The 13,348-nt window shown below is 37.0% G+C and carries 19 protein-coding genes; 5 read left to right on the top strand and 14 right to left on the bottom strand.

Annotation, left to right across the window (positions count from 1 at the left end; all coding sequences use genetic code 11):
• Nucleotides 1–114: 114 nt before the first annotated feature.
• From AC4E8C_RS07710 to AC4E8C_RS07695, 4 genes are all read right to left on the bottom strand, one after another.
• Nucleotides 115–744: an RsfA family transcriptional regulator gene (locus tag AC4E8C_RS07710; protein ID WP_490211532.1), complete on the bottom strand. Its 630-nt coding sequence runs from the start codon at nt 742–744 to the stop codon at nt 115–117.
• 86 nt (nt 745–830) lie between these two features.
• The gene (locus AC4E8C_RS07705) at nt 831–1,589 is read right to left on the bottom strand and encodes an enoyl-CoA hydratase/isomerase family protein (RefSeq protein ID WP_490211531.1); all 759 of its coding nucleotides are present in this window, start codon (nt 1,587–1,589) and stop codon (nt 831–833) included.
• Nucleotides 1,590–1,744: 155 nt separating this feature from the next.
• Nucleotides 1,745–1,918, bottom strand: a complete 174-nt coding sequence (rpmF, locus tag AC4E8C_RS07700; protein ID WP_024029176.1) for a 50S ribosomal protein L32 — start codon at nt 1,916–1,918, stop codon at nt 1,745–1,747.
• Nucleotides 1,919–2,002: 84 nt separating this feature from the next.
• Nucleotides 2,003–2,533 carry a YceD family protein gene (locus tag AC4E8C_RS07695; RefSeq protein ID WP_490211530.1) on the bottom strand — a complete coding sequence of 177 codons (531 nt, stop codon included), beginning with the start codon at nt 2,531–2,533 and terminating at the stop codon, nt 2,003–2,005.
• 239 nt (nt 2,534–2,772) lie between these two features.
• Between AC4E8C_RS07695 and AC4E8C_RS07690 the strand changes: the two genes are divergently transcribed.
• Complete coding sequence (locus AC4E8C_RS07690; protein ID WP_490211529.1) at nt 2,773–3,987, top strand: nucleotidyltransferase; 1,215 nt, start codon at nt 2,773–2,775, stop codon at nt 3,985–3,987.
• Nucleotides 3,988–4,014: 27 nt separating this feature from the next.
• Here the strand turns inward: AC4E8C_RS07690 and AC4E8C_RS07685 are convergent, their stop codons facing one another.
• Nucleotides 4,015–5,034, bottom strand: a complete 1,020-nt coding sequence (locus AC4E8C_RS07685; RefSeq protein ID WP_490211528.1) for a SepM family pheromone-processing serine protease — start codon at nt 5,032–5,034, stop codon at nt 4,015–4,017.
• A 7-nt stretch (nt 5,035–5,041) separates the two neighbouring features.
• Nucleotides 5,042–5,821, bottom strand: coding sequence for a patatin-like phospholipase family protein (locus tag AC4E8C_RS07680; protein ID WP_490211527.1), 780 nt, complete (start codon nt 5,819–5,821; stop codon nt 5,042–5,044).
• Between the two features lie 190 nt (nt 5,822–6,011).
• Here AC4E8C_RS07680 and ylbJ point away from each other — a divergent pair, with 190 nt between their 5' ends.
• Complete coding sequence (gene ylbJ / locus AC4E8C_RS07675; RefSeq protein WP_490211526.1) at nt 6,012–7,226, top strand: sporulation integral membrane protein YlbJ; 1,215 nt, start codon at nt 6,012–6,014, stop codon at nt 7,224–7,226.
• Nucleotides 7,227–7,254: 28 nt separating this feature from the next.
• Here ylbJ and coaD read toward each other — a convergent pair whose 3' ends face one another.
• Both coaD and rsmD read right to left on the bottom strand, forming a co-directional pair.
• Nucleotides 7,255–7,740, bottom strand: a complete 486-nt coding sequence (gene coaD, locus AC4E8C_RS07670) for a pantetheine-phosphate adenylyltransferase (RefSeq protein ID WP_490211525.1) — start codon at nt 7,738–7,740, stop codon at nt 7,255–7,257.
• Nucleotides 7,737–8,312, bottom strand: a complete 576-nt coding sequence (gene rsmD, locus AC4E8C_RS07665) for a 16S rRNA (guanine(966)-N(2))-methyltransferase RsmD (RefSeq protein WP_490211524.1) — start codon at nt 8,310–8,312, stop codon at nt 7,737–7,739. Before rsmD ends, coaD begins: the two co-directional genes overlap by 4 nt.
• A 400-nt stretch (nt 8,313–8,712) precedes the next feature.
• On the opposite strand from rsmD, the gene AC4E8C_RS07660 reads away from it, so the two are divergent.
• The gene (locus AC4E8C_RS07660) at nt 8,713–9,102 is read left to right on the top strand and encodes a DUF7147 family protein (RefSeq protein WP_490211523.1); all 390 of its coding nucleotides are present in this window, start codon (nt 8,713–8,715) and stop codon (nt 9,100–9,102) included.
• 30 nt (nt 9,103–9,132) lie between these two features.
• Here the strand turns inward: AC4E8C_RS07660 and AC4E8C_RS07655 are convergent, their stop codons facing one another.
• The 5 genes from AC4E8C_RS07655 to AC4E8C_RS07635 form a co-directional block, all read right to left on the bottom strand.
• Nucleotides 9,133–9,408: a YlbG family protein gene (locus AC4E8C_RS07655; protein ID WP_490211522.1), complete on the bottom strand. Its 276-nt coding sequence runs from the start codon at nt 9,406–9,408 to the stop codon at nt 9,133–9,135.
• A 148-nt stretch (nt 9,409–9,556) separates the two neighbouring features.
• A complete protein-coding gene (locus AC4E8C_RS07650; RefSeq protein ID WP_490211521.1) occupies nt 9,557–9,994 on the bottom strand; it encodes a YlbF/YmcA family competence regulator in 438 nt (145 codons plus the stop codon).
• A gap of 59 nt (nt 9,995–10,053) precedes the next feature.
• Nucleotides 10,054–10,506, bottom strand: coding sequence for a hypothetical protein (locus AC4E8C_RS07645; RefSeq protein WP_490211520.1), 453 nt, complete (start codon nt 10,504–10,506; stop codon nt 10,054–10,056).
• A 103-nt stretch (nt 10,507–10,609) separates the two neighbouring features.
• The gene (locus AC4E8C_RS07640; protein ID WP_490211519.1) at nt 10,610–10,849 is read right to left on the bottom strand and encodes a YlbE-like family protein; all 240 of its coding nucleotides are present in this window, start codon (nt 10,847–10,849) and stop codon (nt 10,610–10,612) included.
• Between the two features lie 21 nt (nt 10,850–10,870).
• Nucleotides 10,871–11,281, bottom strand: coding sequence for a YlbD family protein (locus AC4E8C_RS07635; RefSeq protein WP_490211518.1), 411 nt, complete (start codon nt 11,279–11,281; stop codon nt 10,871–10,873).
• A 156-nt stretch (nt 11,282–11,437) separates the two neighbouring features.
• On the opposite strand from AC4E8C_RS07635, the gene AC4E8C_RS07630 reads away from it, so the two are divergent.
• Together AC4E8C_RS07630 and AC4E8C_RS07625 are read left to right on the top strand one after the other, a co-directional pair.
• On the top strand, nt 11,438–11,920 hold the full coding sequence (locus tag AC4E8C_RS07630) for a PaaI family thioesterase (protein ID WP_490211517.1): 483 nt from the start codon (nt 11,438–11,440) through the stop codon (nt 11,918–11,920).
• Nucleotides 11,921–11,940: 20 nt separating this feature from the next.
• Nucleotides 11,941–12,300 (top strand): hypothetical protein, encoded by a 360-nt coding sequence (locus AC4E8C_RS07625; RefSeq protein ID WP_490211516.1) that lies wholly within the window; start codon nt 11,941–11,943, stop codon nt 12,298–12,300.
• A 46-nt stretch (nt 12,301–12,346) separates the two neighbouring features.
• Here AC4E8C_RS07625 and AC4E8C_RS07620 read toward each other — a convergent pair whose 3' ends face one another.
• Nucleotides 12,347–13,294, bottom strand: coding sequence for a CAP domain-containing protein (locus AC4E8C_RS07620; protein ID WP_490211515.1), 948 nt, complete (start codon nt 13,292–13,294; stop codon nt 12,347–12,349).
• Between the last annotated feature and the right edge of the window lie 54 nt (nt 13,295–13,348).

The following is a 13,348-nucleotide window of genomic DNA, read 5'->3' as shown; positions in this document are numbered from 1 at the left end:
TCGCTCTCCGCCCTACGATAAGTCAACATCGAATCGCTAGCGCTCTTCGTGTTTCCTTTATCTCAGTTGGAGCGCTCCAGGCCATACGCCGCTGACCAGGGCGCTTCCGCTTTTCTATTTTTCTACTCTTTCTAGATTTCCGTTTTTATCCATCTGAAATTTCACTTTTTGTTGTCTATCCTCATCTTGAAGAACGACCATTTTTCTTGCCCGCTCCATTATTTCAATTAATGAGCGGTAATCTTCCTCTATCGCCTTTAAATTTTTTGATAATCTTTCATTTTCCGCAGCCAAGTAGAAAGTCTTCTTTTCCAATTCCTTAATCTTTTCTAGGGATTTTTTTCTTTCCTCTTCAAAATTGGTTGAATTTTTCGCTTGATTATGGAGTCCTTCTAAAAATTGTATAACAGCTGGGAATGTAAGGATAGCAGCTTGTTCACTACCAAGCGGGGTCTCGACTGTATCCATGGTCGCCCGTTTTTCATCTGGTTCAACATCAACGGGAACTTCCTGTTTTTTTACCTCTTTGCGCTGTTTCTTTGCTAGTTCTATTCCAGATTTATATTGCTTTCTAACATATGAATTCCAGCGAAATCCGCATGCAGCAGAAGTTCGCGATAATTGTTTTCCAACTTCCTCAAAGGCCTGGAGCTGTGTTCCGCCTTCACGGATATGCCTTAAGACAACTTCTGCTAGCAATAAATCCTCATCCCCAGACCATGCGTCCTGTCGAGTTGGTGACATCAGTTCATCCCTCCTAGTGTTTTTATAATACATATGCATCTACTAGAAAAGATAGACTTCTACACAAGTTGTCTTTTAATCTTTATTTATTGCTGTTTACTTAAAAACCCTTGAACATAGTTTTGATGTTGTTCGCTTTCCCATAATAGCGAACACGTTTTGATTTCTTCCTCTATTCTTTTGCGGAGATTTGACTCCTCCCACTTTCTAATCCACACCCGTTTATAGGCATGCAGCACGTCCACATCAATTTTTATCATTTTTTCAATGAATTCATCACATGATTCAAGAGGATTCCCTTCAAAGAGCTCATTGAAAAAGCCAGCCTCTTTTAACTGTTCAGCTGTTTGAAGGTCAGCTTCCATTAATAGCTTCATTGCATTGGCAGGCAAAAGTTTTTCTGCTAGGATTGAAGCTCCTCCCCAGCCGGTTGTAATAGCCTGCTTCCCCTGGACAAAGCCTGCTTGTATATTCTTACGGGCCAAACGAAAATCACAAGCCGCTGCAAGCTCGCAACCGCCTCCAACCGCTGCTCCATTTATAAGAGCAATGGTTGGAATGGGTAAAGTTAGCAATGCATATAGAATGTTTGCCATTTTAGACAGCATCGGATAAACCTCTTCACTCGTATGCAGAGAGTGAAAAACAGACAAATCTCCGCCGGAACAAAAGGCACGTTTGCCCGCACCTGTGATAATGAGTGCCTTTATATCCGATTCTGCAGCCCTTTTAATAGCTTTGGATAGCCCATCCATTACCGCATAATTGATTGCATTCCTTTTTTCATTCCTCGTGATGGTAAATAGCAAATAACCCTTATGTAGTGTTTCAATTGTATAAGACATTTTTACTTCGTCTCCTTTCCCAACTGTGTACCTTCTACTAATAATGGAGCAGTTATCATATGTAAGCAAGATAATATTAACACGTCCATCTTTTTTATAGAAACGACAAAAGCACAAGGGCAATTTGCTCCTTGTGCTTTTTATCCTAACAGAAATTAGTCGTTAACAACGTCTTTTCCTTTGTATGTTCCGCAAGCTTTACATACGCGGTGTGCAAGTTTCATTTCACCACAGTTTGGGCAACTTACCATACCAGGTACGTTTAATTTAAAATGAGTACGACGCTTTCTTTTTGCAGTTTTAGAAGTTCTTCTAAAAGGTACAGCCATTCTTCCCACCTCCTTAAAGAGTATTAAGAAAGTAATGAAGGCCAGGAAATGCTGGTTCTTCACTTTGCTTCTTAGATTTGCCGATTATGAATCGGAAGAATTGTTTTCGTCAAAAAACTTTGCAAGTCCTGCTAGTCTTGGATCAATCTTTTTAGATTGATCTTCTCCATGAATAACTTCCCAATCCTTACCAGATTGCGGGGCAGCATCTTCATTGTCAGACTCGACATCATCACAAAATACTTGCATTGGAACCTCAAGTAAAAGAATTTCACGAATGACCGGCATAACATCAATCACATCGCCCTTTACTTGATATGTTTCCTCTTCAGTTTCATAAACTGAACCTTGCAAGAGGAAAGTTTCAGTTGTTTCGACATTAATTGGAAGTTTTACATCCACTAAAGTACGAGAACAAGGAAGTATTAAATGACCTTCGATTTTTAAATGGAAAGTCACTTTGGTTGAATCGATATCACCCCGACCTGTTATATGCATCGGAGAAACTTCGCGAATGGTAGGATCAACTTGTTTAATCTCGTCCACACGAATCGTCTCATCAATCAGAAAAACCTTGTTTCGATATTTTTGTAATTGACTTAATGTCCATTTCAATTGAATCACCCCAAGGCAACAAAGGTAATTATAGCCTTCGATAATATTTTTGTCAATGTTTTTTCTTTACACCTCGTCAGGTGCAAAACACTAATTTGCAAACACTAAAAAAGAAATTTTCTTTTATAGTGTATCCAGTTAAGTCGTTTACAAACATCTACATTATCTTATCATAATATTTGAATGGTTTCCTTAAATATTTGCTATAATGTTAGTAAATTTCTAAAAGGAGATTATTAATGAAAGCTGTTGGTGTAATTGTCGAGTATAACCCTTTCCATAATGGACATGCTTACCATTTAAAAGCAGCGAAGGAAGCTGCTAACGCTGATGTTGTGATTGCTGTGATGAGCGGGAATTTTTTGCAGCGAGGAGAACCAGCACTAGTTTCTAAATGGTACCGGACGAAGATGGCGCTTGTAAATGGGGTGGACCTTGTCTTTGAACTTCCGTACCGCTTCGCTGTACAAAAGGCTGAAACGTTCGCAAATGGGGCAATCTCCATCCTGGATGGTGTGGGCTGCGAGTCCATCTGCTTTGGAAGCGAGAGCGGAAGTCTACTCGATTTCTTCCAGACAATTGAATTTGTAGAAAAGCAGCAACTATCCTTTCAAAAAAATATTAATCGATTTATCGATACTGGTGTTAGTTATCCAAAAGCAATGTCACTTGCCTTTCACGAGTTGCCTGACGCTAACAAATTTTTAGATCTAACTAAACCAAATAATATTCTTGGAATAGAATACATAAAAGCTATTTATAAACAAGGTAGTATGGTTAAGCCGTTAACGGTTGCGAGAAAAAATGCTGATTATCATGATGAGCATTTTGCCTCTGAAACCATTGCGAGTGCAACTAGTATTCGAAAAGCTATATTTACAAAAGAGAACGGTAAAACTCAAATTTCCCAGTATGTACCTAATCAAACAAAACAATTACTAACTGCGTACCATAACCATTTTCATGGATTTCATCAATGGGAAAATTATTGGAACTATTTACAATATCGCCTCCTCCAATCCAGTCCAGAGGAGCTCAGAGAAATCTATGAAATGGAAGAAGGACTTGAAAACAGATTACTAACTACCGCTTTAATATCCAGCAGCTTTCAAGATTTTATGCAAAAAATCAAAACAAAACGATATACATGGACAAGGCTGCAAAGATTATGTGTCCATATCTTAACCAATACAAAAAAAAGGGATTTGGAGAACCTACCGGAAAAAGCATCTTATTTAAGGCTTTTAGGAATGACCAGCAAAGGAAAAGACTATTTGAATAAACGGAAAAAGGATTTTACTCTCCCCCTTGTCTCAAAACTTTCGTCTTATAAGGAAAAAGAAATTCTACTAGATGTAAAAGCTGCACGGGTGTACTCTCTTGGTATTCAAAATGATCGGAATCATGACTTGTTGAATCAAGAGTATAAGCAGCCGCCCCTATTTATCGAATAAAAAAAGATGGCTGCACGCCATCTTTTTTTACTTTTCTGGTAACTTTTCTAAATATTCCACAGCTTCATCAAAAGTATCAACGGGGATAATTTTCATTTTCGTATGAATATCCTTAGCAGTTTTTACTGCATCGCGATAATTAGAATCCTTTTTCCCTTTTTCATTAGGTGCTAAAAAAATTTCTGCCCCCGCCTTATCTGCGGCAACAATTTTTTGCTCAATTCCCCCGATTGGTCCAATATTTCCTTTTTCGTCAATCGTACCTGTTCCAGCTATTTGGTAACCTTTCGTTAGATCTTCTTTTATTAATTGGTTATATATTTCCAAAGAAAACATAAATCCCGCCGATGGGCCGCCAATTTCATCGGTTTTCACCTTCACCTTAGGGTTAACCGTGATCTCTTTATCATCTACGAGCGAAATCCCAATTCCAACTTTAGTGGGATCTTCTTTAAAAGTCTGAAGACTAATTCTATCTTCGCTAATTTTTTTATTTCTTGCGTATGTTAATGTGACGGTATCTCCTGCCTTCTTTTTACCAACATATTCAATAAATTTTTCTGATGAAGAAAACTCCTGCCCATCCACCTTAAAGATTCGATCACCCGCATGAATTTTCCCTTCTGCGGGCATACCTGGAACAACTTGGACAACATAAATACCTTTGTATTTATAGTGAATTGGCAATCCTGCTTTTCGGTAGGCCACTTCAATTGCATTTAATTTCGATCCGGCCATCATATGCAGCTGTCTTGCATTATACTCTTCCTCAGTTTCCTTATCGTATAAAATCATATCCAATGGATAAAGTTCTTCATATTTACGCAACTTAGCTTCCAGGTATGAATAGATATTGGCTCTTCCCATTCTTACCGTGGTCAGCATAAAGTTTCCTTCATCCTTATCGCCGCCTTCAACGGTAATGATTGGTCCTAATTCCTTAGCCATTCCTGGTTTTGATACATAGTATGGCAATGTAAAATACATTCCACCAATGAGAATCACAGCCAAAAATATGGTTGCCCACGTATAAACCTTTTTATTCATGCTCCTGTTACCCCTTCCACTGTGCAATAACTGTTTCTATTTGTTTTAATTGCCCTTGTGCTTCTTCTCGGCCAATATTAATGATATCTTCAATATTAGTGAAAGCTCTGGAACTATACATTTCAACAGGTGGTCTAATCATAATATCAGCAGAGATTTCCCTGTTGCTGATAATTTCAATTTGCATAATATCAATGCTCTGCATAATAACATCATATATAGTCGTTATTTCAGCGTTCCTTTTCACCCTTGAAACATCAACTGCAATGACAATATCGGCTCCCATATCTTTGACAACTGATATTGGCACTCGGTCCGATACACCACCATCCACTAAAATCCTTCCATTAACCTTTTCCGGAACAAATATACCCGGGATGGAGATGCTTGCCCTTACCGCTTCCGCAACAGGACCTTTATGAAAAATAACTTTTTCACCTGTTAATAAATCTGTTGCTACAATTCCAATTGGTAAAGAGAGGTCCTCAATATTTTTCCCATGTGTAAATACCCTGATAAATTCTTTGATTTTTTTTCCCGAGATAAAGCCCATCTTCGGAACTGTAAAGTCCAAAAAGTACTTTCTTTTAAATGCAGTAGATAATTTATATAGCCGATCTAAATCTATACCCGCCCCATAAAAGCTAGCTACAAGTGCTCCCATGCTGCTGCCAGCAATCAAATGAATCGGAATTCCAGCTTCTTTTAATGCCATAATTACGCCTAAATGAGCAAACCCTCGTGCACCACCAGAACCAAGTGCTAAACCTATTTTTGGGTGCTCCATACTATTGACCTCCTAATCCTAATTCAAAAGAAATCTCGTTCAATCTTATGGTCTAAATTGCTGTTCTATGAGTATATTTGATTTATATGAGGACAAGTCATATTGACATTTCATGCGAATAATTTCTATTTTAGCATTGAAATAATCGATTTGCACAATTTGAACAATTGCTTGGAAGGAGGTCCCTTCATTGTTTCGTTCTAAACTAAAGACTATTTTTTTATCTGTTTCTGTCACAGTTTTTGCTGCCTCGCTCATTTCCTTTCCACAGGAATCATTTGAAGCATCAATTCGCGGCCTTAATATGTGGTGGGAAATCGTTTTTCCTTCCCTGCTCCCCTTTTTTATTGTCTCTGAAATGTTAATTGGCTTTGGGGTGGTCAAGTTTATCGGTTTTCTATTAGAACCCCTAATGAGACCGCTTTTTAAGGTACCTGGGGTAGGAGGGTTTGTTTGGGCAATGGGCATGGCCTCAGGATTTCCTGCAGGAGCGAAATTTACAGCACGCTTACGGCAAGAAAACCAACTAACCCGAATTGAAGCAGAAAGGCTTGTTTCTTTCACTAATTCCTCCAATCCACTTTTTATCTTTGGAGCTGTATCAGTAGGTTTCTTTTATAATGCACATTTAGGAATGATCCTTGCACTTGCTCATTATTTAGGGAATATTTGTGTAGGGATTATAATGCGGTTTTATGGAAGCGATTCTTCCGAAGAATCGCACGAAGAAAGAAAAAGGTTTAATCTTCGAACTGCCTTTTCTACACTACACCAAACAAGGTTAAAAGATAAACGGCCAATTGGTAAACTGTTAGGTGATGCTGTTAATTCATCCATCCAAACCCTCTTAATGGTTGGCGGCTTTATTATCATATTCTCTGTAATTAGCAAATTACTCTATCATTTACATATAACTGCGACCTTGGCAAAATCAGTTGAATTCCTGCTTTCCTCCCTGTCATTCCCAGAAATGTTAAGCATCCCTTTTATCTCAGGCTTATTTGAAATTACTTTAGGGAGCCAGCTAACGAGTCAAATACAGGATGCAACCCTGTTACAAAAAGCAGTAATTACAAGTTTTATCCTTGCTTTTAGCGGCTTTAGTGTCCAAGCACAAGTAGCCAGTATTCTAGCTCAAACCGATATTAGATTTAAACCCTTTTTCTTTGCAAGGATTATCCAAGGATTTTTCGCAAGTGTGTTTACTATTGTATTATGGAAACCCATTTATGTTCGCTTCAATAGTAATGAACAGCCTTCCAATACCTTACCGGTCGCCTTTTTTGGTGAAGGCTCCTGGGCAAATCACCTTTACCATAGGATGATTGAACTTGGCCCACTTATCACGATCTTCTCACTGCTATTATATGTGTGTATTTTATTTACTCGGATGAAAAAGAGCTAGGGCGACTAAAATCCCTAGCTCCTTTTTCTTATATTCGCTTAAACTTTTTGTGAAGTTCTCTTTCGACTATAGGTGGGACCAAAGTGGAGATATCCCCGTTATACTTGGCTACTTCTTTCACAATACTTGAGCTTAAGAAGGAATATTGACTGTTAGTCATAATAAAAAAGGTTTCGATGTCTTCATTTAATACTCTATTCATTGAAGTAATTTGCATTTCGTACTCAAAGTCTGAAACGGCACGCAATCCACGGATGATCGCATTTGCATTTACGGCCTTAGCATAATCAACAAGTAACCCAGAATGGACATCTACCTTAACATTTGGTAGATCCTTTGTTACAGCTTTGATTAAATTCATTCGCTCTTCAACACTAAACAACGGATTTTTAGATGAGTTATTTAAAACACTCACATAAACCGTATCAAATACTTTGGCACCTCTTTTGATAATATCTAAATGACCATATGTAATTGGATCAAAACTGCCTGGACAAACGGCTATCCTTGTCAAATTGGCTCCCCCTTACCCAATGAGTTATTGGAATAGATTGTTACAGCAATGATTCCATACTTTTCATGTTTTATTTGTGTAAACTTTCCCACCGTTTGAGGTAATTCCACGTCAAAACTATGTTCACACACAACAATTCCATCAGGTTGGACTACTTCCTGTTGATCCATCTTTTCCATTAAATTAACAAGTTGTTGTTTTTTGTATGGTGGATCTAAAAATATGTAATCAAAACATATCTCTCTTTTTATTAGTGCTTTTAATGCTCTTTCCGCATCATTTCGGAAAACCTCTGTCTTCTCTTCAAATTTACACGCTCTAATATTTTCTTGAATAACATGAATAGCCTTTGCCTCACGGTCAATAAAGATCACTTTATCCAATCCTCTGCTAAGTCCCTCTATACCTAAACCACCGCTGCCAGCAAATAAATCCAACCCAATTCCGCCATCAAAATAAGGACCAATCATATTAAATAAAGCTTCCTTCACCTTGTCCGTTGTCGGGCGTGTCGTATTTCCTGGAACAGCTTTAAGCGGTCTCCCCTTACATATACCTGAAACGACTCTCATGGACATATCACCACATTTTGTTGGAAATTAATTTTTTTCTTAATCCATCCTATCATAAACTATAAAAAAGAGACAATCTGTTCTTCCTATATTTCATGTGTTTTGCTAAATTATTAAGCAATTGAGGCTCAAATTAAAATTTATAAAAAAGACGTATAAGCTTTCTGGTTGTGGAAATAATGTAATTAACAACATCAATTCGAGGATGTTGTTGCCAACCGCGGAGAAGACTTACGTTTCCCCATAAGTTCTTCCTCCGGTTTCTCCTCTCCCTTTGCCTTCTATCCTTTAAGAGGATGTAGAAGGACCCTGCAGAATGTTCTGCAGGGTTTTTTTTATTTATAAGTTGTTTTATTATTAATAAAGTAAGAATGAATCAATACATAAAGGGGAGTTTCATTTGATACAGCGCTTCATTGAACTAGGAGAAGGATATTCAGATGTGTATGAGCTGTTTGAACTTGCAAGGGCAAATCAACACCGTTTGCACCACATGATTGCTCTACATTCAACAATTAACAATAAAGATGTGACCTCCTTAGTTGTAATCCTTGAACCCACCAATCCAGGAAAGTTTCAAGCACTTTATATTTGTCGGGAAGGGATCCCTAATCCAAGCAAGGTTTCAAATAAAAGGTATGATCTTTTTGAGCAAACAGCACAAACCCTTGGTAAACAAATTCACGAATTATCTGTAAAGCCATCCATTATTTTTAATGAAAAAGAACTATACTATCAGTATTTAATCGGAATATTAAGATTAAACCATTTTATTTCGCCACTACAATAAAGAAAGGTGAGGGTCACTGCCCTCACCTTTTTAAATTCCCATTTTATAATCATATTCCTTCGCTTTATCGGGAGCTGAGTTCTCATATTCCATTCTTAAGAATGGCTTATATGAAGGTTCTACTTTCTTAACAAACGAAAAAGCATTTAATTTCTCCATTATTGTCTCAACGTCTTCTTGATTACAATACAATACAACATATTTCAACTTTTTTGAAACATAATGAACGTTTCCGAAACGCCTAAGCATTTTTGCCTGTTTTAAAGAATACAACCAAACAACTAATCCCTGTCTTTGAACAAACATACTTTTTACCCCTTCAGCAAAACCATCATTTTACATAAGTCTAGCACATTAAATCCTTCTATTTCAATTCAAACTTTTCACACTTCTAACATAAACTGGACGTTAAAAAAAGATTATACAAAAAAATCAGCTGCCGAAAGCTGATTTTTTAACTGCATCCACAACTGCCGCCACCGCCGCAGCCACTGCCATGCCCACTATCAAAAAAGGGATTTCCAGTAGGGACTTTGATATATTCCGAAACAGCACCGCCAATTAAAATACTTATTTCATCCAAGAGGCTTTGTAAATCATTTTCAGCGATTTTGAATTCAGCAACAAAGGGATCTAAATCCATTTCCCGTTTATATTCACGAATTTGCATCATAACTGTTTTATAGTCAGGATGGTATTTTCCGAACCGCTGAACCTCTTCATATTGTTCCTTTAGTTTCGTAAACCTATTAATTTTTTGCTGTGTTTCTATGCTATTTTGCATTTTATATAAACATATTTGATATTGTTCCACTATTTCGGATTCCAATACCATTTTTGCTAATCCCTCAGCATGATCTAGGAGCTCAATTCTTTCTAATGTAGCAAGCACATTCGCCCACCTCCATAGCTATTTTACCATGAAAATAGGACGAAAGCGAAAGTTTCAAATTACTTAGGGATATTTACCATAAATTCTTTGGATAAACCATAGGGCTCATTTGTGTTTAAGTTTACTACCACAAGTTTTACCTTATGCCTTCCAGGTGTAAGACCTTTAATAATAAAGGCAGCTGAAGAAACTTCCGTTTTCTTAATTCCATCAATCCAAATTATTATTTTTCCAACCCTTTGTTTGGAATGATCAGATGTACGAAAACTTACGCCTTTAATAATACATTCAACTAGTACTTGGTTCCCTTTTATTTGATGATGAACAAATATAGAGGGGATATCTTGTCCATTTTGACTAGAGACAGGTAGTATATCTGCATAAACATTACTTGCCTGATTAATAGGCACGATTTTCGGTTTTGTTTCTGGCTTTGGTAGATCCCTCTGACACCCAGTCAGTATTCCGGTTAATAGAAATACAAGGATAGAAAACAGGATGAATTTCCTCAACACCATCACTCCTTTATCATGTATTGTTCGCCTCCTTTACTATTTTTAGTCTTGTTCCTTTCTACACAAAAAAGGCCACATATTATCCCAATGTGGTCTATTGTTAATTTTGTGTTTTCATTGCTTGAAACATGTTGTACATCATGGACGCCATTTGAACACTATTGGAAAATTTCTCTACCTGATCTGGAATGGTTTTACGATAATAATGTAAGGAAGCTATTTCCAATGCTTGTAAATCATTGGGGTTCCGGGAAAGTTTCCGGTACCACTGGGGTTGTTCACGAACAAATTGCTTTAATTCTTTTTGTCGTTCTAAATAATTTAATACATCTTTTCTCATTGTTCCATTGTCCCTTCCTGTTTAGTCTTTTCGAAAAGAAAAGGGATGTCTAGGACCTTCTTGACTCTTTAGTGGACCAGCAGCCCCGTTTGGATTATTAGCTTGAAATTGGGAAATAACACCTTGAATCGCACCTATTGCCTGACTCAAGTTATTAATATGATTTTGTAGTTGATTGGGGTCCATTTTTTTCACCATCCCCAAAATATTGGACATCCAATCCGCTTTTGGCTCATTAGTTGAATCGGTTGTTGCACTAGTATCATTACCAATGGTTTCCCAGCGTTTATCGTCTTCCCCTAATAAGTACCAATCTTCATATAATTCTTGCCATGTCGCCTTTCCATTCCGTACCTCTTTAATAATGCTCGGATTGTTTTTAACAAATTCTTTAAATTGGAGTACGGTTGGGTGCAATTGTTTTTGCGTCATTTTACTCACCTCTGCCCATATTCATCGCCAATAATACGATATGTTGAAAAAATTGAAAGGTGATACATCAAATCATTGTAAAATGATTTATAATTTTGTGTCTAAGTGGTAAGATGTCAAAAAGAAATGAAAAAGAGATGAAAGAGGTTACAGTATATGAAAGACCAATTACAGCAACTATTAGAATCATGTCTTGAAAACGGATCGGAAACAGACTTACTGGCAATTAAAAGTTTATTAGAAGGTGTTCAAAAAAAGATTAACAGAAACAGGAGTACATATATTGATGGCATTCTTCATATGGAACCTTCCTTTGACCAAAATTCCTGTGAAATTACCATACCTATTAATTCAGTCATAAAAAATAACCTCAATATTGTTCATGGGGGAATTACAGCAACGGTCCTTGACACGACTATGGGTGTCTTGGCCAATAGACAGCTTCCTGAGGGCTTTGGAGCAGTGACAAACCAGCTCAATATTCATTATATAGCGCCTGGAGTGGGCGAAACACTTCGTTGTAAATCTACACTTATCCATAAGGGCAGCTCAACGATGGTTATAGCTGGTGAAGCTTTTCGAAGCGACGGAAAAAAAATCGCCTATGCAACAGGAACATTTTTTATCATAAGTAAATAATCATTGGGGGCGTTTAAATAATGGTTACTGCCATTGTCATCCCAATCATTTGTCTGTATTTTTTTTTGAAAACAAGAAAAGAAATGAAAGAACAAGACAAGAAGTGGCTAGAAGCTGGGAACGTAAAGCAAGAAGCAGTTTTAACTGGTACAATAAAAGAGGTTGGTTATGAGAAACAACGATTTTACTACAACCGATATCTATATATACAAACGGTTACAATACAAACCGCCACAAAAGTAATAAGCGCCAAAAAAATAACTCCTGTAACAAAATCCATGAAAGTAGATGCCTTTACTGTAGGAGATACTATTACAATTTATGGCTATTGGGAAGGCAAAAAGTTCCTGTTCAGCCATTATGAACGAAAAAAAAGGTGATTCCCGTCACCTTTTTCTTTTACATTATTTCAAGCTGGCATTTTTCCTATTGCTCCAGTTTCTCAATAAAGTTTTGCGTATAGTATTTTTGGTAAACTCCAACACCAATATGGGAAAACTCTTTATTTAATAAAGATTCCCTGTGCCCTTTACTATTAAGCCAGCCTTCTACGACAGCAGGACCATCTGTATAGTTTGCTGCAATATTTTCTCCGGCCGCTTTATACACTACTTTTGCCGCCTGTAACCGTTTAGCAAGGTCACCAAATTTTTTGGATGTATGGGAAAAATCATTGTTTACAGCCATATCTCTACTATGTTCAAAAGCAGCTTGTGCGGTTATTTCATCCCAAACTAGCGGTTTTAATTTATGCCTAGTTCGCAGCACATTGGTGAGATCAAAAATCTGCTGTTCTGTACTTTGTTCAATTAACTGTATAATATCATCACTTAGAACTGGAGGCTGAATTAATTCCCCACTATATACAAGTTCATATGGGCGCTGCTTCACTAATGTTTCAGCATCTAAAAACCGCACACTTGAAAGATTACCAGTAAACTTATCAATATATAACTGAACAAAAATATTTCCGAGTTGAACCATCGGCCGAAGGTTTAAATCAGTATCATTTAATTCAAACTGATAGGTATTTCCATTTAGTTCAAGTTTAATATTTGTATCAAAAAATATTGAATTGAAAATTTCCTCAACAGGTTGCCCAATTTCAAATGGAGAGACATCCAGGGTTTCCCCGATCGCAAAGATTGTCACTACTCGATTATTTTCAACACCAACCTGCAAATAACGGTTATTACTTTGATTATAGATATACCATTGATAGCCATACAAAGACTCATCGATTCTTTGAGGTAACCCAAATTCCTTTTCTATACTAGTAACGTCTTGTCCAATCCATAATGCCAATCCTTCATTAGGTTTTTCTAAGGATATTTTATTACCGGTTTTATTATCTTGTGGTAATGGTTGTTTCATTTCTAAAGTATGATCTTCCTTGATTAAAACATCACTATCATTTTTTTCATTTAT

The sequence above is a fragment of the Neobacillus sp. SRL179 genome (assembly GCF_984799095.1).
The sequence above is the reverse complement of the archived record's forward strand: the minus strand, read 5'-3'. Positions and strand labels throughout refer to the sequence as shown.

Coding starts and splice junctions, on each gene's coding strand:
- AC4E8C_RS07710 (WP_490211532.1), bottom strand. CDS start 744: ATGTCACCAACTCGACAGGACGCATGGTCTGGGGATGAGGATTTATTG.
- AC4E8C_RS07705 (WP_490211531.1), bottom strand. CDS start 1,589: ATGTCTTATACAATTGAAACACTACATAAGGGTTATTTGCTATTTACC.
- rpmF (WP_024029176.1), bottom strand. CDS start 1,918: ATGGCTGTACCTTTTAGAAGAACTTCTAAAACTGCAAAAAGAAAGCGT.
- AC4E8C_RS07690 (WP_490211529.1), top strand. CDS start 2,773: ATGAAAGCTGTTGGTGTAATTGTCGAGTATAACCCTTTCCATAATGGA.
- AC4E8C_RS07685 (WP_490211528.1), bottom strand. CDS start 5,034: ATGAATAAAAAGGTTTATACGTGGGCAACCATATTTTTGGCTGTGATT.
- AC4E8C_RS07680 (WP_490211527.1), bottom strand. CDS start 5,821: ATGGAGCACCCAAAAATAGGTTTAGCACTTGGTTCTGGTGGTGCACGA.
- rsmD (WP_490211524.1), bottom strand. CDS start 8,312: ATGAGAGTCGTTTCAGGTATATGTAAGGGGAGACCGCTTAAAGCTGTT.
- AC4E8C_RS07655 (WP_490211522.1), bottom strand. CDS start 9,408: ATGTTTGTTCAAAGACAGGGATTAGTTGTTTGGTTGTATTCTTTAAAA.
- AC4E8C_RS07640 (WP_490211519.1), bottom strand. CDS start 10,849: ATGAGAAAAGATGTATTAAATTATTTAGAACGACAAAAAGAATTAAAG.
- AC4E8C_RS07635 (WP_490211518.1), bottom strand. CDS start 11,281: ATGACGCAAAAACAATTGCACCCAACCGTACTCCAATTTAAAGAATTT.
- AC4E8C_RS07630 (WP_490211517.1), top strand. CDS start 11,438: ATGAAAGACCAATTACAGCAACTATTAGAATCATGTCTTGAAAACGGA.
- AC4E8C_RS07625 (WP_490211516.1), top strand. CDS start 11,941: ATGGTTACTGCCATTGTCATCCCAATCATTTGTCTGTATTTTTTTTTG.
- AC4E8C_RS07620 (WP_490211515.1), bottom strand. CDS start 13,294: ATGAAACAACCATTACCACAAGATAATAAAACCGGTAATAAAATATCC.